This window comes from Streptomyces sp. NPDC059092 (assembly GCF_042756365.1).
Taxonomy (GTDB): Bacteria; Actinomycetota; Actinomycetes; order Streptomycetales; family Streptomycetaceae; genus Streptomyces.
The window spans coordinates 1-19910 of sequence record NZ_JBHZEJ010000093.1; the positions used below are offsets into that span (position 1 = coordinate 1).

Consider the following 19910-nt stretch of genomic DNA (forward strand, 5'->3'; position numbering starts at 1 on the left):
CCGAGTACGAACGGGACTTCTGGCAGAGCCTGGAACAAGTCCCGCAGTCCGCCTGAGCCAAGATCACCGGACTCTACGAAACTCAGTACAGCTCACACTGCGAGACGGAGCGAACACTGGCTTCGGCCGCTTCCCCTCCCGCCATTTCGACGTCAACGCCACCTGGCTTGAATCAGCCTCACGCCGATCGATCTCCTCGCCTGGACCCGCGTCCTCCTGCTGGACGGCGAACTCGCCACCGCCGAACCCAAGAAACTTCGCTACCGGCTGCTACACGTTGCCGCCCGCCTCACCTGCGGTGGACGCCGCCTCCGCCTGCGGATCTCGGCGACCTGGCCCTGGAGACACGAACTGGCCACGGCATTCCACCGCATTGCCGCACTGCCCCGACCGGTTGACTGACCTGCGGCCCCCCGCCCACCCACGATCCGAAGGACCCGGAGAACCCGACCATTGCGCCGGGACTCCACCATGCCCAGGCACCAGAAGCGCCTCGACCACCTAACAGTTGATGATCAACGCAGCCGCCCCTCAGCCCAACCGAAACGGCGAGGTTAGCTGGCCGCGCGTTGAACGAATGGCCCGGTCCGGCCGCTTCGGAGGCCGTGAACCTTCCCAACTCCCACCAACTCTTAAGGCCCGACGACCTGCGGTCGCCGGACCCTCGGCGCTACACCGAGTGCTGTTCCACTCATCCGCACCGGATCATCCATGAGACACAGCATCTCTGGACACGCGTTCCGCTTGCATAACGCAGCGGGGACAGAAGCCGCGGTGGAGCGTGGGGAAGGCCGCGTACCAGGTGGGGGCGCCGCCAGCCCCGGTCCAGACCAGTTGTGTTCTTCGGGAATCCAACCCACAGAACGGCGGGGCCGCCGGAGATGCGCTTCTCGTGGCGGCACGAGCACAGTTCCCTGTCAAGTCCTTGTGTTCACGTTCTTTGCCTCCTCGGCATGCTGGCGCGTGGTGGTGGCTACGGGAGGGGCGGGACGACCACCCAACGGTCCGGACGAGCAGTTCCTGTCAGGTCGACTCTGCCTTGTTCACCGGCATGATGTAGGCCGCTTCGATGAAATTGATGAACCTGTTCGCGTTCCCATCGCCGAGCACGTTCCCGATGCAGAGGAACATGTGGCGGGCGGCTCTCAATTCATCACTGATGGCCCGGTGCTCCACTCAGCCAGATTATTCGTAGCCGCCCGGAATTCTCAAAGTCCTGGGATGTGCTCTCCACGCTTTCGTCTCGGTAGGCGTCGATGGCCAGAATTCGTCTAGGAAGTAGCCCAGCGCCTTTCTGGAGTCGTTCCGGTTGAGCATCCCCTGGACTGTCTTGGACTGTCGCACGGCGCTCGCAGCGTTCTCCGTCGTCCTGGCTGAGCATGTCCCGCTCCGGGTCCCAGTCCGGGAGTTGGCGCCCTACTCGCGGGCGAGAGCGGGATGCCTGCCGGGGCCATTGAGGGCGTTGGTGAAGTCGTCGACCGGTGGTGTAAGGTCTCGCCGCCGATGACATGTCGATCTTCTGTGAACTGCTGGTTCTCTGTTGTCTCACCGCGATGTCACCTGAGATCAGTCTCAGCTCGATGCCATTTCCTCGGCGGAACGATGAGTCTGCGCCTGAGCCACCGAGCACGAGGACAACATGTGAGCTCAGATCGCGCACCGATGACTTTCCCGCGCCGCGCCGGTCTGTACGCGTGAGACCGACTTACGGAAGGCTGGCGTCATGCGGAAACTGATCTACGGCATGAACCTGACCCTGGACGGCTACATCGCCGCGCCCGGCGACGACATCGGCTGGGGCGTGCCGAGCGACGAGCTGTTCCAGTTCTGGTCCGACCAGTTGCGGGCGACCGACCTGTCGCTGTACGGGCGCAAGCTGTGGCAGACGATGAGCTCCCACTGGCCGACCGGCGACCAGCAGCCGGGCGCCACGCCGGCGGAGATCGAGTTCGCGCGCCGCTGGCGGGACATGCCGAAGGTGGTGTTCTCCTCGACGATCGACAAGGTCGACTGGAACACCCGCCTGGTCACAGGCGACGCGGTCGCCGAGATCACCCGGCTCAAGGCCGAGGACGGCGGCCCGATGGACATCGGCGGCGCGACGCTCGCCGGGGCGGCCATGCGGGCCGGGCTGATTGACGAGTACGTGCTGGCCACCACGCCGGTCCTGGTGGGTAGCGGCACGCCGTTCTTCACCGCGCTGGACAACTGGGTGAACCTGAACCTGGTGGAGGCGCGGACGTTTCCCTGCGGCGTGATCCTGACCAGGTACGAGACGAGGCGCTGAGCAGCAGCACCCACGCGCTGGTCTCACGGTGATGTCGTATACGACATCGGTACGACACGGCCCGTGAGATTACGACGTCAGCCGCGAGACCCTACAGGACGGGTGGTCAACCGGCCGTGCTGTGCTCGGTCTCCGGCACCGGCACCGGGGGCAGCCAGTGCACGGCGTTGTCGCGGAAGGACGCGTGGATCGGCACGAGGTCTGGGCCGCTGGTGTCGTCGAGGGCGGTGACGTTGATGCCGATCTCTGGGATGTCGCTGTCGATCGCCGCGAGGCGGCTGCCGCAGGTCGGGCAGAAGCCGCGCTTCGCCTCGCCCTCGAAGGTCTCGTACCAGGTCGGCTCGCCGCCCTCACCGGTCCAGGTGACCGTCTCGAATCCCACCCACCACATCACTGGTGTGCCGCCGAGCTTTTGACAGTGGCGGCAGACACAGGTGTGCGGGAAGACGGCCGGCCCTCGGGTGGTGAAACGGATGCGGCCACACAGGCAGCCGCCCGTACGTTCCCCGGCTGTTTCGGCTCCTTGGGCGTCGGCGGTGGGGGTGGCATTCATAAGGTGATCTCCCGGGCGCAATGGGCAAGTTGGGCCCATCAGTGTGCCATCGCTTCCATGATCGCCAGGACGCTGTTGGAGGCTCCGGCGTGGCCCCGCCGCGTGCGCCGATTGCGGAGGCGTCACGGGCCGGGCGACGAAACCGCGGCTCAGGGCCGTCCGAGGACGCGGACGGTCCATCCCGCGTCGCGCCAGGTGTCAGCGTTCAGGGTGCCGCGGCCGTCGATGACGCGCGCGGTCGCGGCGCGAACGGCGAGGCGGTGCGGGTCGATGTGGGAGAACTGCGGCCACTCGGTCAAGTGCAGCAGCAGGTCGGCATCCTGGACGGCGCCGATCGGGTCGTCGACGTAGTCGAGCTCGGGGTGCATCTTGCGGGCGTTGTCGAGGGCCTGTGGATCGGTGACGGTGACCTCGGCGCCGAGCTCGTGGAGCTTCTGGGCAACGGCGAGGGCGGGCGGAGTCGCGGATGTCGTCGGTGTTCGGCTTGAAGGCGGCCCCGGCTCTCTCGCGATCATCGCCGTGGGGTAGAGGCGGCAGTCGATCAGGGGGTCGTCCGCCAGGCGGCGCAGATGTTCGGTGGTGACGGGGGAGCCGGGCGGAGCGGAGAGGACGCTGTCGGGGAGAAAGAGTGTGACCTGCTGCTCGTCCGCTCCGGCGGCCGTTCCCACTGCCGATGGTTGGTACAGCGAGCCGGGGGAGGCGAGGCCGCGAACGACGGCGGGCGCTTGCGCGGCGGGCACGACGATCGTTATGTGGCGGGCCTGCCGTTTCAGGAACTCCAGCCGCTGAGACCATCCGCTGTCCGTGTCGTGGACCACATGGTGGTCCGGTGCGTGCAGCAGCCGCTGCAGGTGACGCATGGTCTCTCCCCGCGTCTTGACCCCGTAGCTCTCCAACAGGGCCAGAAGCTCGTGGCGGTTGGGCGAGTTCGCGCCGCGCTCCCACACAGGCCCAGCGTCGAGTCGGGGCGGCCGATGACGGCTGCCGCGCCATCCCGGGACAGACCCTGATCAACGTGGAGTTGGGTCAGGAGAGCGCCCTGGACGAGCAGACAGGCGCAGAACGCGGCCGGTGGGGCTATGAGGACGCCGCTGGAGGGGGACATGCGTGCGGTTCCGATCTGGTGAGCTGCGAGGAGAGCCGCAGGCGTCTCGGTGCTGGTCTGGCGGGAGGGGGACGGCGGTGAACGGGCTCTCGGTGAGCGCGAGGACGTTCTCGGTCCGGAGTTGCGGCAGAGCTTGTTCGATCCAGTAGCTGCTCGTCCCGAATTCCCGGGCGAGAGCCGGGCGGCCGGGCAGCGCACTGCCGACGGGGTACCGGCCGTCCTCGATCCGCCGGCGCAGCGTCCGCACGAGTTCAGGGGTGGGCGGTAGGGGCCGTCGAGGCCCGGCACATAGGCCAGACCGCCCCCGCGCCCCAACACCTGCTCGGCAACCAGCACATCCAGCGCACCACGCGCCTCGGCCCGGGACACCCCGAACTCCCCGGCAATCGCGGCCACCTTCAGGCCGGCGCCGGGCCGGTACACACCGGACGAGACGTGTTGCCGGATCAGCAGTGCGACCCGCCGGACCGTCGCCGCCCGCGCGGGATGGGCCGGGGCCCGCAGAGCACCGATGAGATCGCGCAGATGCCCGGTGAGCACGACCTGCTGCTCATAGGCGCCGCAGCCGGCCGACGGCACTCGCCGGGCCGCGACCTCACCACGTCCCAGCAGCACGGCGAACCTCTACCGCTCACGGCCGGACAACTCCGCGCACCGGCGCCGGGCCGCGGGCAGCACGACGGAATCCGCCACGGCACGCAGCTCCCCCAGCCGACGGCTGACCGCACCCGGCGCCCGCCCGAAGCAGCGCCGCACGAGAGCCCAGGCCGCCTCCAGATCCTCACACGGCACAGCAACGGGCGCTCTCACGCCGCGCCCGTCGCCGACGCACGCCCGGGAACACCGGGGTGCGCACTGCACCACGGCACCCGACCTGCCGCGCCCGTACTCGGTAAGCCCGGTGAGGATCTGCTCGTAGCGCGTCTCGCGCAGCAGGTACCCGACCGCCCAGGTCGCCGCCGCGGTGGTGAAGCCGTAGGACGTCTTGGTGTGGCCGAGACGCCGGGCCTCGGCAATCAGCCCCGGGACATCGGCATGCGGAGCACCGTCCTCGCACGGCGCCTCCGTGACGGCCCTCCGCAGCAGAAGGCGAGCATGATCACGGTGGGCGGCATCCCAGCCCCAACGGTGCCCGCCAGGCCGGGGCGCCTCCCCGGCGCTCCGGCCCGTGAGGCACGGCAACCCGTTGGCCTCCCCGAAGCCGAATTCGTCGACGTGGAAGTCAAGGAACTGCCTCTCCTCCAGGTAAGCGATGTAGACGCCGTTGTGAGGCTGATCGACCTCCAGACCGGTGGACCGCGCTACGACTGCGACGAGATCGACTTGTCCCGCGAATCGGTTCGCCGCCTCGCCGACGGCCGCGTTCCACTTGCCGTTGTGAAGGTATCCGTCAGCGGTCAGGGCCTTCTCGGCCTCCTCCGCCATGCCTGCGAGCAACTCGACGGGGAACGGCTGATCACGCAGGTGGCGCGGGTGCACCCGCTCGTGCGCGGTGAGATCGCGTACGGCGTCCCGCAGAGCTGGAAACCCTCAGGCTTCGCCGATGCGATTGGCGTGGATGGAAGGGCTGTGGCCGGTGAGAACGGGTCGAGCCTCTGGAGCGTGGTGACATTGGCGGCAAAGCGCCGCGGGTCCGCCATGCTGACCCAAGGCGCCAGGCCGTGGATCCCGAACATGGTCATCCCGTCGCGCCAGGCATGCTGGTCGAGTTCGCGGACGTCCTGCTTCAGCGCACTGCCTGGTGTTCCGGGGATGGCGGTGGCGAACGTGTCGGTAGCCCACATCATTCGGCTACGCGTATCGCAGACGGACAAGGTGGACGGTGAGTCGAAGATCGGCGGCCGGAGCACGGCCAGTTGCCGGTCGCCGACATCGACGGTGTCTCCGTCGGCCACCCACCTGCAGCGGTGCAGCGGGAAATCGTAGACACAGCTGAACCCTTCGACCAGTGCCCAGCTGCACAGTGGTGTCGCGTAGGGACAACGCGCCATAACCGTTTCCAGGTTGCCCGTGTGGTCGGCGTCCTCGTGCGAGAAGAACCCCAGCGAACGTCCGCCGGTTCCACAATGGAGAAGACGTCGTCGAGCCACTGCCGGCGGTTGCGAGGCGAGCCGGTGTCGATGATGACGGGCTCCTGGCCGGTCAGCACGGCGGAGTTGATGGGAACGCAGAGGGGCTGGCCGAGCGCGAACTGTACGTCCTGGATGAGGTGCACATCCGGTCCGATGCGCTGGAACGGGCGGTGCTCGAATCTGAGTTCTTCGGCAGGCATCGTTGCCCCCTGATCTGCGGAACGATTACTCAAACCGTCGGCGCGACCTCGGTCATCAGGGTCTCCATCATCCCGATGAGCTCCTTGACCGAGCGGAAGACCGGCTTCATCTCGATCACGCTGACCCCGGCGTCGCGGTACTCCCGGCACCGTGCGGCGATCTCGTCCGGTGTGCCGACCAGGTTGCGGACCGGCAGGTGGTCACCGAAGGCGTTCTCCAGGGTGCCCCGGCAGGCCGCCCGCGCTGCCGCGGTGGTGTCGTCCATGCGCCAGAACAGGTCGAGTACGCACTCCGGTGGCCGGTGCCCCGATTCGGCGAGCGCGGCCAGGCCGCCGGCGACCTCATCGGGGGTGGCGTGGTTGGGCAGCCACAAGTAGCCGCCCCGGGCCGTACGCCGCAATGCGGCGGGCGAGTTACCGGCGATCAGGATCGGTGGCCCCCCGGCCTGTGCCGGCTTGGGGAATACCTCGATCTCCTTGAAGCGGACCAACTTCCCATCGTAGGAAGCGCTGTCGTCGGTCCAAATGCGCCTGAGCGCCGCGAGTTGCTCGTCGGCGAGCCGGCCACGTTTTGTCACGTCCACGCCGAGCGCGGCCATCTCCACCGTGGCATTGCGGGAGAGCGCTTTGAGGACCTGCGGGTCACGGTCGGTGCCGGACAGCCCGACACCGATTCCCAGGAGCATCCGCCCGCCGGAGAGCTGGTCGAGCGTGGCGATCTGTTTGGCCGCGAGGATGGTCTCGCGCACCGGCAGCAGTATGACGCTGGTCAGCAGCCGGATCGTGGAGGTGATCCCGGCGACGTAGCCGAACGTGGTGAGCTGCTCGAACACGGTTCGACGGTCATTTCGGCCTTCGTCGTCCTCGGCACCGCAGCCGAGCCACACGCCATCGAAGACGATGTGGTCCTGCATCGACACGGCCCAGAACCCGAGTTCCTCGGCGGCCTGGGCGACATCGCGGATCGCGGCAGCGTCCCCGACGCGGTTGGACTGTGGTAGTGCCACTGCGAATTTCACGGTCTCGTCCTCCAAGTTGTGGATTGGCAAAGAGAAACGTTCAGTTCTGCGGCAGCCAGGACGGAGTCATGCCGCTCGAACGCAGCACGTGGTCACGGGAGCGCTCCGCGTCGGCCCGGAGCCGGGCGAGGTCGACCCCGACGAGCTTGCCGGCCCGCTTGCGGATCTCGCCGCGGACGATCACCGTGTCGACATTGGCCGTGTCGGCACTGGTCACCACGGTGGCGACGGGATCGACCAAGGGCATCGTGTTGATGTCATCCGCCCGGATCAAGACGATGTCCGCGTCCTTACCGGGAGCCAGGGTCCCGATGCGATCGGCCAGTCCACAGGCCTGGGCACCGGCACGTGTCGCGAAGCCGAGCACGTCCGCATGGGTGAGTGCCGGCGCGAATGCGACATCGACATCGTCGCCGAACGAGGAGATGCGGCCTTGGGCGAGCGCGGTCCGCATCTGGGTGAACATATCGCCGGGGACCGAGGTGGCGACGTCGATGCTCAGCGAGGGCGTCACCCCTTGCTCCAGCATTCGCGTGATCGGTGGATGACCGTGCCCCATGAGCATCTCGACGTACGGAGCGACCGAGGCAGAACCACCGGTGCGTTTGATCATTGCGAGCTCGTCGTCGGTACTGGTGTTGGCGTGGACGTAGGTGGTGTCCGGGCCGAGCAACCCTGCGCGGTCGAGCTCGGCGATCGCCTGCCCGTGCACGCCCGTGATCCGCATCCCGACGTGGACGGAGATCCTGGCTTCCAGCTCGCGAGCAAGCCGCCAGTCATGCACGCACACCTCGGGGCGGCTCACTCCTGGCCCGCGGACGGCAAGGGCGAAGGTAAGGAGGTCGTCCTCCGATGAGAAGTACTGCTCGCGGATACGGCGGGCGTCCGCTGGATGGCCGAGTTCGCTGTAGGCCCACCATTCGCCACCCGCCGGCGTACCGTGGGCGTACATCGCGCGGATACCGGCTGCGCGCAACGCTGTGATGCCGGCGTCCGCGTGCTCGGGCGTGTTGTTGCAATGCGACCAGTCCACGATCGTGGTGATGCCCGCGTTGAGGGCCTCGAGCGCGCCGAGCCGGTTCCCGGTGTAGACGTCCTCGGGGCGGTAGGCGGGGCCGATGGCACCGATCACCTGGGCGAGGTATCCGTCCAGCGTGCACGCCGGCAGTACGCCGCGCAGCACGGTCTCCCACATGTGCCGATGGGTGTCGACGAACCCCGGGACGACGACAGTTCCCGCGGCGTCGAGGGTTTCCGCGTCTGTCACGGGGAGATCCGGACCGATCTGAGCGATCTTCCCGTCCTCGACGAGTACGTCAGCGCGGGGCAGATCGCCCAGTGCCGGGTCGAGGGTCAGGACGAATCCGTTCTTGAGCAACAATCTTGACGGCATTGTTCAGCCTCCGTTGTTTGGTGTGCAGAGGGGCAACAGGGTTGCGGCGTGGGCCGATCGCCGTTGAAGGAAAGGGGAGTTCTGACAGCCGGCCGATGGCGACGGACCACACGGAACGTTCAAGGTTTCTGGGGCAGCAGAACCGGTCGGCCGTGCGCCCTTGCTCAACTGCCGTGTACGCATCGGCCACCCGCTCCAGTGGATAAGTCGCGAACACCAAGGCTGGACACAAGGTCCTGTCCGAGAATCCAGGCTCCAGTTCCCGGAGGACGCCTGCCGCTTCGGCCGCGGTCATCCGGCCTGTGTGCGAACCAACGAGGTGCAGTTCCTTGCGATAGCACGCGAGGAGGTCGACACCGGCTACCGCCGCCCGCGGTGGGATGCTGATCAGGCAGACCCGGCCACGAACTCCCATCGCGTTGAGAATTACCGGGGTGAGCGGACCGCAGACCGTGTCCACCGCCGCGGTCGCACCCTCCGCACCCACTGCCGGGGTGAGCTGCTCGAGGACTGGTGCCCCGTCGTCCGGCCTCCACCACCTCGACGAGTCCCCGACAACCAGAGCAGACCGCGTCTCGTCGTGTCCTCACGAAGCTCTCCCGCCGTCGGGGTGACAGGCCGCTCTGCCACGGCTGGATTTGTTTATAATGACTCTCTAGTAGCATGTCAATGCTACTTTCGAAAATAACTCCGCAGCGAGCACAGGGGGCATCCAGGGCGGCACGGGGTCGGCGGGCGCCGCGGTGGCTCCCCAGCCCGGAGTGACCCGGGCGGTCGTGATCCACTCGGTGAGTTGCACGTCGTTGCCCTCGGCCGGTTTCAGCAGGGTGGCGAAGCCGCGTACGAGATCGGCGAGTGCGGTCATCTCCGGGCAGGCCGCAGCGATCTTCGCCAGCAGGGTCGTTTCCCTCGGGCGCGGCTTTTCGGGGTCGGTGAGCAGGAGGCGGCTGGCATGACGTGGCGTGGTGACGGGGCGGTCGCCTTCGGCGCGGCCCTGGTTGAGGCAGCGGACCAGCGGGTTCACACAGTCGATCACGATCTTGTCGGCCAGTTCCGGACGCAACGTCTCCAGGGTCTCGTCATGAGCGGCCCAGGGGACTGCGATGAGCACGACATCGCTGATCTCCGCACACGCGGCATTGTCGAGACCAATGACGGTGCCCGATCCGGACTCCGCCCGCAGCTCCCTGGCGGCCGCGGCTGCCCTGGCCTCGTCTCGTTGAGCCGCGCGACGGACAGGCCTGCGTTCGCCCACCGGTAGGCCAAGCCACGCCCTTGGTGGCCCGTCCCGCCGATCACACCGACGGTGATGGAGGCCATCCCCGCTTCTGATGTCGCATCGTGATTCTCGAGTCGCCCGACGGAGTCGAGAACGGGCCGGGTCAGGTTCTCTCGCGACATCGAAACAGGAGCCCTTCCTGGCTGCGAGCTGGTCCCGGTTGGGGCGCGGAAGCGGCAGCTCGTGGTGTCTGGTTTCAGGTGTTGAGGGGACCTGGTCGTGCTGAGGCATTTCCCCGTGGCGTCACCGAATGATCTGGCGGTCTGCCAGGTGTGTCTCCTGGCGGAGTTGCCTTTTGATAATCTTTCCGGTGGCGTTCTTCGGCAGATCGTCGACGAAGACAACCGACCTCGGCTTCTTGAACGAAGCGAGGTGCGCTTTGCAGAGCTCGACGAGCTCATCTGCGCCTAGGGTTCGGTCCGTTACGACGAAAGCGACGACGGACTCTCCCCACTCGCTGTCCGGAACTCCGACAACCGCGGCCTCACGCACTGCCGGATGGGTGAGCAGGACCTCTTCGACCTCGCGCGGATAGACATTGGATCCGCCCGTGATGATGACGTCCTTCGCACGGTCGGTCAGGTAGAGGTACCCGTCATCCGGGTCGAGATGACCGATGTCACCGGTGTGCAGCCAACCGTCCACGAGAGTCTCCGCGGTGGCTTTCGGGTTCTTCCAGTAGCCCTTCATGACCACGGCGCCCCGGACGATGACCTCACCGTCACTTCCATCGGGGACGGGAGAACCGTCCTGCGCGACGATGCGGAGGTCTATTCCACCGAAGGGGCGGCCACAGGAGCCGGGATGAGCGAGGGCGTCCCCAGGGGGCATCACCGTGATGGTCATGGGAGCCTCTCCCTGACCGTACATCTGGGTGATGATCGGTCCGAAAGCGTTCACCGCGGCGCGCAAGTCCTCCTGGTAGAGGGGGGCGCCGCCGACGACGATGCTACGCAGGCCCGACAAGTCGTACTTAGCGAACTGAGGGTTGCGCACGATCCTGTTCAACATTGTCGGCGCGAGGAACGCCGCGTGTGTGATCTTGTGCCTTTCGATCTGCCCGAGATAGTCGCCTGGCGAGAAGTTGCCGGAAGGCGAGATCACGTTTGTCGCCCCGCGGCCGATCGCGGGGAGGAGGTAGAGGCCGCTGCCGTGGGTGAGCGGGGCAGCATGCAGGAAAGAACTGCCGGGAGCAACCGGATCTATATCGGCGTGGTAGGTGGCGGTCATCGCGGCCAGGTTACGGTGACTCAACGTGGCACCTTTGGGCCTGCCGGTGGTGCCGGAGGTGTAGAACAGCCATGCTGGATCCGCGTCGTTGACGGCCGCCATGTCGAGCGGCCGAGCGGCGGCTACGGCTGAATACGCGGTGCTCGCGTTCGTCCCCTCGGCGGCCGTGGCGCGAATAATCCGGACCTGCGGCGGAAGCATGTCCGCCGCGGCAGAAGTCTCCGCCGAGACGAGGATCGCCGTGGCGCCGCTTTGCTCCACCACGTAGGCGATCTCGTCGGGGTGGAGGTGCCAGTTCAGCGGGACCGCGACGCATCCGCCCCAGAAACACGCCCAGAGCATCTCGACGAGTTCGGGCCGGTTGGGCAGGAGCAACGCGACCCGATCACCAGGCCGCAGACCGAGCCGGCGCAATCCGGCCGCCACTCTTGCTACCCGATCGACAAGTTCGGGGTAACTGGTCCTGCGGCCCTCGAAGACAAGGGCGTCGGCGCCGCTGGCGCGGCGGCTGCCGTCGACGAGCAGGTGGGCGATGTTCAAGGCGTTCTCCGTGGTTTCACTGTGTGATAGCTGAATGGCTCGCCGTCAGGCCGGCGAGCCCTCAGGTTCGAGGGCTCGCCCAGATCAGTCAGCTTGACGAGATAACCGGTGATTTCGCCCTGAAGGCGGAGAGCGGCTGAACGGATGACGGAGCCGATCTCACCACTGCCCGTGGTGCGGGCCGTCGGGGTAGTCGGTGACGACAGCTCCTTCAGGAATGTCGTCGACATCGCGGGGACCGTGGAACTCCCGGGACATCTCGTATGCGATCTCCCGCGCGATCCGGCCACCGCGCATCTCGAAGCAATGAACGAGGCGCATGCTCACCCGGTCACCGGGCTTGAACCCGAGGTTCGGCATTCCGTCCCCGACCACGGTGAGGTCGCAGATCTGGTCGTCGAAGACGTAGTCCTCGGTGGCGAAGCGGCGAAGCGTCGTGGTCCGGTTGAAATGCACTGTCTCGAAAATCGCTAGGTAGGCTTCTTTCACAGTGGCAGCGTCTTTGTACACCTGACCACGGAACGGTGCTTCCCAAACGATGTCGTCGGTGTAAAGCGCGATCGCTTTGTCGACACTTTCCGGGTTCTCGTTGTGGAAATGTGCCTCGACGACCCGGAGATTGTGCGCAATAAGCTCCTCGCGGCTCAGGGTCGATACATCGACCTTGAGAAGGTTGCCGGTGTCAGCGGTGTGTTCGCTCGTCGTCATGATCTTTCCTCCTTGCGATGTAGTGTGGGCAGTTCAGCGATCGGCGGTGAAGACCTGACGGATCTCGCCGATGCCTTCGACCCAGCTACGGAGTTCCTCCCCGGGCTGGAGGTAACGCTGCGGTTGACGGGCGAGGCCGACTCCCGCGGGCGTGCCGGTGAAGATCAGATCGCCGGGATAGAGGGTCACACCGTGCGACAGCGATGAGATCAGCTCCGGCACGTCGAAGATCAGGTCACTGGTGCGGCCTCGCTGGACCACGTCGCCGTTGATCGCGCAGCCGAGTTCGAGGTCGTCCGGATCGGACAGCTCGTCCGGCGTGACCAACCACGGGCCGACCGGTGCGAAACCCGCGTACGACTTGCCGAAGCTGAACTGCGGTGCGGGTCCCCGCAGCTGAGAGATTCGTTCCGAGAGGTCCTGTCCGACGGAGAGTCCCGCAACGCTGCCCCAGGCTTCGGCCTTACCGGCCCCCTTGGTCTCCCGCCCGATCACGACGACGAGTTCCACTTCCCAGTCCGTGTTCCCGCCGGCTGGAAGCGTGACGGTCGTGTCGGGTCCGGTCAGCGACGACCGGAACTTGGTGAAGACCGGGGGCAGCCGGTCCGGAAGGTCGAACCCGGACTCCGCGGCGTGGTCGCGGTAGTTCAGGCCGATCGCGAGGATCTGCCGAGGTTCCGGGGAGGGGGCTCCCAGGCGCGACCGATGGAGTGTCAGGACGCTGTCCGTGGGGTTCACAGTGGCTGCCCAGTCGACGAACATGTCCCAGGCGCCGTAGACCGACGCGGGGTTGGACCCGAACTTGCCTTTGCTGGCCGATTCGACGTCGATTCCCGTGGTGTCGTTCAGGACGATGGTGGCTCGGCCATCGTGGTTGGCGAAACGCATGGATCTCCGATCATTTGGTGCCGGTGCCGAAGGTGTCGGCACCGGTCGGACCGTGGGGAAGAAGAACCGGCCGTCCGCGTACGCCACGCTCGGCCGCGGCGAATGCCTGTGCTACCTCTCCCAGGGAGTAGGTGGCGTAGACAGGCGTTGGCCGAAGGCTGCCGTCCTCGAAACCGGGGGCGAGTTCGCGCAGCCGGGCGGTTGCCGAAGCCGGAGTCAGTCGGCCGGTGTGCAGGCCGAGCAGGTGCAGTTCCTTGCGGTAGAAATCCAGCAGATCGATGGCGGCGACTGAGTCCTGCGGCGGGCTGCTGAGCAGGCAGATCTTGCCGCGCGTGCCCATGGCGCGGGTGATGTCCGCCGTCAGGGGGCCACCCACGACGTCGACGGCGGATGTGGCGCCTGTCGGTCCTGCGGCGTGCACAAGACGATCTCCCAGTGACAGGTCGGCGTCGATCACCCTGTCGATTCCGGCGGCAACTGCCAGGCTGAGTTCGTCGGCCCCTTTGACGACGCCGATCACGCGTCGTGCGCCGAGCCGGCGGGCCACATCAGCGGCGGCCGCTCCGACTCCTCCCACGGCACCGGTCACGATCACCGTCGACTCGCGTCCGACCGGACCAGCCAGCCGTAGCGCGGCGGCGGCAGTGAGGTAGGACAGCGCGGAGGCTGCGGCCTCGGCGAAAGACAGCCCTGCCGGCATCGGGGTCACCGCTGCTCTCGACGACGCGAGGTACTGGGCGTAGGCGCCGTCGCAGGACAGGCCGATCTCGCCACCCGCTCCCCAGACGGAACGGCCCAAGAGCTCGCGTGCGCCCGCGACTACAACGCCGGCGAAGGCTCGCCCGAGAACGCGAGGGAACGGCCCCGGCAGGATTCCGCGGCAGGCGAGTGCGTCGCTTCGATTCACCGCGGCGGCACGAACTTCGATCAGTACTTGCTCCGGACCGTCGATGCTCGGTACCGGGATGTCCTCGACCTGGAGCAACGCCGGCTCCATCGAGGAAACCGCTCTGACTCCGAGCATCACACCGGCGGGCGTCCTGGCCGAGGGAGCTTGGTCCGCACCGGAGGCACGGGCGGCCTGCCGTCCCATCGTCAACTGCTTCTCCCGTCGTTGGGAGAGCGGCGGCTCCGCTCTACTGATATGTTCATACGCTCCCCATGCGAGCATGTCAATGTAATTTTCGAAAGTTAAGATCTGCCACTGCTGGGTGAGCCGGGTGGCGCTCGCGGGCGACGCCCCGGCCGTCGTGGTGACCGTGCGCGGCTGGTGGTAGCCGTTGCGCACGACCAGGCGGTGGCCCTTCTGGTAGGGCTTTGTGAGGTTCTGGGGTGCGGTTGGGGTGTGGGGGCGGGTTGGCCGCATATCGAGCAGGCGCCGGTCCAGGTGGCCGGGATCTTCTGTGACGCGCGGAGGACCGCATAGAGGGTCAGGCCGGCGCAGGGACTTTGGGGCTGATCCGGAGCAGGGTGCAGAAGGCCTGGGCAAGGGCGGTCAGGGCCACGTGCCGGTGCCGGCCCAGGTAGCTGCGGCCTTCGAGGTGATCGAGTCCGAGGCCGTCTTTGAGTTCGCGGTAGTCGTGCTCGACTCTCCAGCGGATCTTGGGAGTGACGGTCCGGGCGGTTTGGCGGCCGGCGGTCATGGCCAGTGTCCGCAAGGTGGTGTGTGGCTGCTGGTACGCAACACCGGGTGGGCGGCCCTGACCCCTGTAGGCCGGAGGCTGGGGAACGGCGTCGCCCGGATGGCAGGTGGTGCTGCCCTTGACCGCGACCGCGTAGACCGGGCCGCGGTCGGTCAGGCCCTGGCGGAAGCCGGTGGCGTCCCCGTAGCCGGCGTCGGCGCGCCCCCGGTGAGTCGTACCCGTCCTTGGGAAAGTCCACGTCGTCGACCGCGTACGCCTCCAGACGCGGGCGGACATCGGCCACCTCCTCAGGTGCCGCTCGCCACGGCGTGCAGGACATGGCGGATTACGAAAGCCGCGATCGGGGCGCACCCGGCCGACGCCGACGTGGACCGCAAGGTCATGTCGCTGGGGTCGCACCACACGTCTGTCGCGGCCTACCGTCAGAGGACATCGCACAAGCTGCGGTGTTCCTGGCGTCAGGCAAGGCTCTCTATGTCTCCGGTGGCACCCTGGACGTAGGTGGCGGTTACGCGGCCGACCACAGGTGCTTACATATCCCCGTTTAGTCGATATGCGCAAAGGTTTCGAAAGTCGCCGCAGCTTACCCATAAACCAGGTAAAATAATGGACCATGGCGAAAGAAGGTCGATCGGCGACACGCGCGGCCGCTGTGCATCAGAGGCTGAGGGACGACATCCTAGGGGGGCGGTTCCGCCCTGGTGAACGTCTGAAGTTCCAGCAGATTTGTGAGGATTACAAAACCTCGGTAGGTGCCGCGCGCGAGGCACTGACCCGACTGACATCAGAGGGACTCGTCCGCTCGCAGCCCAATCTTGGCTACATGGTGACACCGCTGTCCCTCGAAGATCTCGAGGACCTCACGGCTGCACGCGTGGAGCTGGAGTGCATGGCTCTGCGCATGTCGATCGAGAAGGGTGACCGGCAGTGGGAAGCCAACGCGGTCGCCGCACATCACCTGCTTGCCCGGACACCCTTCACCTCCTCTGAACAGCCCAGCCGCCCAACGGACGAGTGGGCGCGAGTTCACACCGAGTTCCATTTCGCCCTGATCGCAGGGTGCCCGAACCGACGCATACTGCAAGTGGCCCGGGGGCTTCGTGAGGAGGCGGGCCTTTACCAGCTGTGGTCGGTTTCATTCCAGCGGAAACCGAACCGCGACGGTGCAACCGAGCACCGGGCACTCCTTGAGGCGTGCGTCGACCGGGATGTCGAGCGCGCCGCACTCCTGCTCCGCGAGCACCTCCAGTACACGGCACGACTGCTGCAAGCAGACGGCCTCCACGAGCTGCACGCCCCACCCGAGGAATGACAGGTCGCGGACGGGGACTCATTCAGCGCCTCCGATGTCCGTCGCCATGCCGCGGAGGCGTGCGTTGCGGAGTTCGAGGGCTTTCTGTGACGGGACTGTAAGTGGCCGGTTCGTAAGGAGATGTCCGTTTCTGGCTGAGGTGTGGGCAAGGACGCTGGTGGAGGTTCTGTCGGCTATTGCTTCCTGGTGAGGTTGCCGGTGTCGGCCTCGGTGAGGATTCCGAGTTCGACCAGGCGTTTCAGCTTGGCGCGGGTGCCTTCGACGCTCTTCGGCAGCAGTTCGTGGCCGAAGGCTTCACAGACGTCCTTGGCCCGTAGCGGCCCGGTCGCGTGGTGGAAAGCGGCGAGGATGCGGCCGTATGCCATCAAACCCCGCAAACCCCGTCCCCGAGTGAATGACGGTGTCGGCCCGCAGATCCCACACGCGGTTCGCGTCGGCGGGCGGCTCGCAGTCCCAGATCTGGGTCGTCATCGCGGCCGTGTGGGTGTGACCGGCACTCTCGATATCAACCCGGCCCGGGTGGGCGGTGACGAACACCCTCTCGTCCATGACACGACCCTCTGGATACGCGAGCTGGGCGGACTCAGCGTTCTCCAGACACATGCCGTGGAAGTCCACCTCGGGCTCCCACTCTTGCTCCCTCAGCATTTCTGGCTCGCACACAGGAGCACTCCTCACTCCTCAACGGCCGGAGGACCCATCCCCCCAGCCCAGCGTCACGGCACGCAGAACGCACAGCATGCCGTGCGTGCCGAGCTCGGCCGGTATTCCTTCCAGCTCCCCGACCTGCCCGGCGGTCTGCGCCCGCCGCGCGACAGGGGCGCCACCGACGACGAGTGACGCGGCACTGCCGTACGGCATCATCGGCTCGTCGTGGTCGTGACCATCCTGTTCACGGCGTACGTGCTGGTCAGCAGCCCAGAAGAGTACCGGGGGCTGTCTCGCAGGCCGGGGCCGTGACGCTGCGCCGGCCCGCCCGTCCCGTGACCAGCCCGGCATGCCTTCTGCCGGCATGAAGGTCGGCAGAGCACGCGCCCATGGGCGGGCGGCGGTGAAGTGTGGGGGCCGACAGTCAGGCGGAGGGTCATCAGGATGACGGCGCGGTGGGAAGGCACGAGCGGGTCATAGCTGTGTGGCTGTGCGGACCAGTCCGGCGAGTGGGAGGGAGTGGCTGTGTGCGGGCCAGGCGATGTGGGTGACGACGGGGGGTGCGTCGGTCAGGGGGACGGCGGTGTGCTCGGCCCATAGCCAGGCGCGGGCGGAGTCGGGGAAGACGGCCACGGTGCGTCCGAGGGCGATCAGCTGGGCCAGTTGCGTCTGGTCGTGGATCTCGGGGCCCGGGCCGGGTGGGTAGGTGCCGTGGCGGGACCAGCGGGCGAGCGGAAGATCGGGGATGTCGCTGACATCGGCCACGGACAGAGTCTTGTGCGCGGCGAGGGGGTGCCCGGTGGGCAGGATGGCGATCTGCCCCTCGGTCATCAGTTCCTCGCTGTCGAACCCGGTGAGGGAGTTGAACGGCTTGTGCATGAGCGCCACATCGGCGCGGCCGTCGCGCAGCATCTCTTCCTGCTCGCAGGTGCCGCTCGGCAGCACGTCGATCTCGGCGGCGTCGGGCTCGGCCGCGTAGGCGTCGAGGAGCTTGTACAGCAACTCGTGGGACGCGCCGGCCTTCACTGCCAGCACCAGGCGGTTGCGGGGGCCTCTCGGGTCGTCGGCGCCACCGGCGCGGCGGGCGCGGCGAGCGGCGGCGGTGATCGCATCGAGGGCCGCGCGGCCCTCGTACAGCAGCATCTCCCCGGCGCCAGTCAGGGCGACTCCGCGACGGTTGCGTGTCAGCAGGGAGACACCGAGGCGCCGCTCGAGCCGCTGGATCGCCCGGGACAGCGGTGGCTGTGCCATGCCGAGGCGCTCGGCGGCACGGCCGAAGTGCAGTTCCTCGGCCACGGCCAGGAAGTACCTCAGTTCGCGGGTCTCCAAGATGTCCATGGCGAGAGCATACCCCGGTGATACCTTCCGGGTATCACCGGGCGTCGTGTCGGTATTGGATGCGCCGCTGGTCGGCGAGCGAACATCAACGGCATGGGCGAAGCGAGATCCGCGCCGGTAGCCGGCGCGGACGAGGTGCCGTCGACGAGCGGCGCACCACATGACACGCAGCCCATGAAATATCCGGCTCAGCAGGAAAGACACAGCCATGAACACACTCTCTTCGTCACTCCCCGGCGGCACCTGGACCCTGGGCGATCTGACCGTCACCCGCTTCGGCTACGGCGCCATGCAGCTCGCCGGCCCTGGGGTCATGGGCCCGCCTGCCGACCGCGACGGCGCACTCACCATCCTGCGTGAGGCCGCCGACCTCGGGATCACCCACATCGACACCTCCGGCGCCTACGGGCCGCGCGTCACCAATCAGCTGATCCGTGAAGCACTGCACCCCTACCCCGAATCGCTGCACATCGTGACCAAGGTCGGCGCGGTCCGCGATGAGCGGGGCGGCTGGCCCCCTGCCCGGCAGCCCGAGGACCTGCGCCGCGCCGTCCACGAGAACCTCAAGGACCTCGGCCTCGATGTGCTTGATGTGGTCAACCTCCGGCTCGGCGACGCCCAGGGCCCTCAGCCCGGCTCGCTCGCCGAGCCCTTCGAGGCTCTTGTCGAACTCCAGCAGCAAGGCCTGATCCGGCATCTGGGAGTGAGCAACGCGACGGCGGAACAGGTCGCCGAGGCGCAGGAGATCGCGCCGATCGTGTGTGTGCAGAACATGTACAACCTCGCCCACCGCCAGGACGACGAGCTGATCGACGACCTCAGCGCCAAGGGCATCGCCTACGTGCCGTTCTTCCCGCTCGGCGGCTTCACTCCGCTGGAGTCCACGGCGCTTTCTGCTGTGGCCGCCCGGCTGGAGGCGACGCCGATGTCGGTCGCTCTGGCCTGGCTGCTGCGCCGGTCGCCGAACATCCTGCTCATTCCCGGCACCTCGTCAGTGGTACACCTGCGCGAGAACGCCGCCGGTACGGGACTGTCGCTCTCCGACGAGGAACTCGCCGAATTGGACAAGATCGGCCGCTAGAGCCGGTGTGGAGTTGTGATCAAGACTGGGATCCGAGGTGTCGGATCCAGAGGAGGCCGGCGCATAATTCGAGTCCGGCCCGGTAGCTTTCAGGCTTTTTGTCGTAGCGAACGGCGAAGCCGCGCCAGTCCTTGATCTTGTTGATGGTGCGTTCGACGCTGTTGCGGAGCTTGTACAGCTGCTTGTCCCATGTGACAGGCCGCCCGCCGCGTGAGCCGCGGTTCTTGCGGTGGGCGGCAGGGGCTGCAGAAACGGATCAGCCCTCGTCCCGCTCACCGTGGTGGAGATCCGCCGGCTCCTGGACACACTCCTGCCTCATCCACGAGCCGACCACGATCCCGTCACCCACGCACTGAACTGGTCCGCCTGGAGAAGACACCGCCAGGCCATCGCCCGCCACTGCCACTACCGAAAACGCAGCTCAGGACACGAACCGCTGCTGGAGTGCTAAGTGCATCGGTGCAGGTGGGGCGCCATGCTCGTAGCGGTTTCGGGTGGGTAGGCCCCTGGGGTGCATGAGGGGATTCACCTCGATCTGATGATGCGCCCGATGATCTCGGGACACGGCAACGAGGCTCCCGGTAGGACAGAAGATCGACCAAGATCCGACTGTC

The 19910-nt window shown here is 67.1% G+C and carries 19 protein-coding genes and 3 pseudogenes; 4 read left to right on the forward strand and 18 right to left on the reverse strand.

The window, feature by feature from the left end; translation table 11 throughout:
* Positions 1 to 219 precede the first annotated feature (219 nt).
* The gene (locus tag ACFXPL_RS33980) at positions 220 to 402 is read left to right on the forward strand and encodes a transposase (RefSeq protein WP_384926993.1); all 183 of its coding nucleotides are present in this window, start codon (positions 220 to 222) and stop codon (positions 400 to 402) included.
* A 621-nt stretch (positions 403 to 1023) separates the two neighbouring features.
* Here ACFXPL_RS33980 and ACFXPL_RS33985 read toward each other — a convergent pair.
* Positions 1024 to 1176, reverse strand: coding sequence for a hypothetical protein (locus tag ACFXPL_RS33985; RefSeq protein WP_384926947.1), 153 nt, complete (start codon positions 1174 to 1176; stop codon positions 1024 to 1026).
* A gap of 547 nt (positions 1177 to 1723) precedes the next feature.
* Between ACFXPL_RS33985 and ACFXPL_RS33990 the strand changes: the two genes are divergently transcribed.
* Positions 1724 to 2287 carry a dihydrofolate reductase family protein gene (locus ACFXPL_RS33990; RefSeq protein WP_384926949.1) on the forward strand — a complete coding sequence of 188 codons (564 nt, stop codon included), beginning with the start codon at positions 1724 to 1726 and terminating at the stop codon, positions 2285 to 2287.
* Positions 2288 to 2393: 106 nt separating this feature from the next.
* Here the strand turns inward: ACFXPL_RS33990 and ACFXPL_RS33995 are convergent, their stop codons facing one another.
* From ACFXPL_RS33995 to ACFXPL_RS34065, 15 genes and pseudogenes are all read right to left on the reverse strand, one after another.
* The gene (locus ACFXPL_RS33995) at positions 2394 to 2678 is read right to left on the reverse strand and encodes a GFA family protein (protein ID WP_384926995.1); all 285 of its coding nucleotides are present in this window, start codon (positions 2676 to 2678) and stop codon (positions 2394 to 2396) included.
* Positions 2679 to 2989: 311 nt separating this feature from the next.
* Positions 2990 to 3700: a UDP binding domain-containing protein gene (locus ACFXPL_RS34000; RefSeq protein WP_384926951.1), complete on the reverse strand. Its 711-nt coding sequence runs from the start codon at positions 3698 to 3700 to the stop codon at positions 2990 to 2992.
* A 150-nt stretch (positions 3701 to 3850) separates the two neighbouring features.
* On the reverse strand, positions 3851 to 4192 hold the full coding sequence (locus ACFXPL_RS34005) for a GntR family transcriptional regulator (RefSeq protein WP_384926953.1): 342 nt from the start codon (positions 4190 to 4192) through the stop codon (positions 3851 to 3853).
* A 68-nt stretch (positions 4193 to 4260) separates the two neighbouring features.
* A pseudogene (locus tag ACFXPL_RS34010) lies at positions 4261 to 4560 on the reverse strand (GntR family transcriptional regulator); the annotation flags it as partial.
* Between the two features lie 9 nt (positions 4561 to 4569).
* On the reverse strand, positions 4570 to 5370 hold the full coding sequence (locus tag ACFXPL_RS34015; RefSeq protein WP_384926955.1) for a hypothetical protein: 801 nt from the start codon (positions 5368 to 5370) through the stop codon (positions 4570 to 4572).
* Positions 5343 to 5840: a hypothetical protein gene (locus tag ACFXPL_RS34020; RefSeq protein WP_384926957.1), complete on the reverse strand. Its 498-nt coding sequence runs from the start codon at positions 5838 to 5840 to the stop codon at positions 5343 to 5345. The genes ACFXPL_RS34015 and ACFXPL_RS34020 overlap by 28 nt, the downstream gene beginning before the upstream one ends.
* A gap of 406 nt (positions 5841 to 6246) precedes the next feature.
* Positions 6247 to 7236, reverse strand: coding sequence for a TIGR03619 family F420-dependent LLM class oxidoreductase (locus ACFXPL_RS34025; protein WP_384926959.1), 990 nt, complete (start codon positions 7234 to 7236; stop codon positions 6247 to 6249).
* Between the two features lie 40 nt (positions 7237 to 7276).
* On the reverse strand, positions 7277 to 8617 hold the full coding sequence (locus ACFXPL_RS34030; RefSeq protein ID WP_384926961.1) for an amidohydrolase family protein: 1341 nt from the start codon (positions 8615 to 8617) through the stop codon (positions 7277 to 7279).
* 778 nt (positions 8618 to 9395) lie between these two features.
* A pseudogene (locus ACFXPL_RS34035) lies at positions 9396 to 9650 on the reverse strand (ISL3 family transposase); the annotation flags it as partial.
* 54 nt (positions 9651 to 9704) lie between these two features.
* Positions 9705 to 10139: pseudogene (locus ACFXPL_RS34040) on the reverse strand (hypothetical protein); the annotation flags it as partial.
* A gap of 12 nt (positions 10140 to 10151) precedes the next feature.
* The gene (locus ACFXPL_RS34045; RefSeq protein WP_384926963.1) at positions 10152 to 11678 is read right to left on the reverse strand and encodes a class I adenylate-forming enzyme family protein; all 1527 of its coding nucleotides are present in this window, start codon (positions 11676 to 11678) and stop codon (positions 10152 to 10154) included.
* A gap of 159 nt (positions 11679 to 11837) precedes the next feature.
* Positions 11838 to 12386 carry a nuclear transport factor 2 family protein gene (locus tag ACFXPL_RS34050; RefSeq protein ID WP_384926965.1) on the reverse strand — a complete coding sequence of 183 codons (549 nt, stop codon included), beginning with the start codon at positions 12384 to 12386 and terminating at the stop codon, positions 11838 to 11840.
* A 33-nt stretch (positions 12387 to 12419) separates the two neighbouring features.
* Positions 12420 to 13274 (reverse strand): fumarylacetoacetate hydrolase family protein, encoded by an 855-nt coding sequence (locus ACFXPL_RS34055; RefSeq protein WP_384926997.1) that lies wholly within the window; start codon positions 13272 to 13274, stop codon positions 12420 to 12422.
* Between the two features lie 10 nt (positions 13275 to 13284).
* On the reverse strand, positions 13285 to 14562 hold the full coding sequence (locus ACFXPL_RS34060) for a zinc-binding alcohol dehydrogenase family protein (protein WP_384926967.1): 1278 nt from the start codon (positions 14560 to 14562) through the stop codon (positions 13285 to 13287).
* Between the two features lie 142 nt (positions 14563 to 14704).
* Entirely contained in the window at positions 14705 to 15193 is a 489-nt protein-coding gene (locus tag ACFXPL_RS34065; RefSeq protein ID WP_384926969.1) for a transposase, read from the reverse strand.
* A 337-nt stretch (positions 15194 to 15530) separates the two neighbouring features.
* Here ACFXPL_RS34065 and ACFXPL_RS34070 point away from each other — a divergent pair, with 337 nt between their 5' ends.
* On the forward strand, positions 15531 to 16229 hold the full coding sequence (locus ACFXPL_RS34070; RefSeq protein WP_384926971.1) for a GntR family transcriptional regulator: 699 nt from the start codon (positions 15531 to 15533) through the stop codon (positions 16227 to 16229).
* A gap of 173 nt (positions 16230 to 16402) precedes the next feature.
* Here ACFXPL_RS34070 and ACFXPL_RS34075 read toward each other — a convergent pair whose 3' ends face one another.
* Positions 16403 to 16594 carry a hypothetical protein gene (locus ACFXPL_RS34075; RefSeq protein ID WP_384926973.1) on the reverse strand — a complete coding sequence of 64 codons (192 nt, stop codon included), beginning with the start codon at positions 16592 to 16594 and terminating at the stop codon, positions 16403 to 16405.
* 757 nt (positions 16595 to 17351) lie between these two features.
* The gene (locus ACFXPL_RS34080; protein ID WP_384926975.1) at positions 17352 to 18215 is read right to left on the reverse strand and encodes a LysR family transcriptional regulator; all 864 of its coding nucleotides are present in this window, start codon (positions 18213 to 18215) and stop codon (positions 17352 to 17354) included.
* A gap of 208 nt (positions 18216 to 18423) precedes the next feature.
* Between ACFXPL_RS34080 and ACFXPL_RS34085 the strand changes: the two genes are divergently transcribed.
* Positions 18424 to 19296 (forward strand): aldo/keto reductase family oxidoreductase, encoded by an 873-nt coding sequence (locus tag ACFXPL_RS34085; RefSeq protein ID WP_384926977.1) that lies wholly within the window; start codon positions 18424 to 18426, stop codon positions 19294 to 19296.
* Positions 19297 to 19910: the final 614 nt, after the last annotated feature.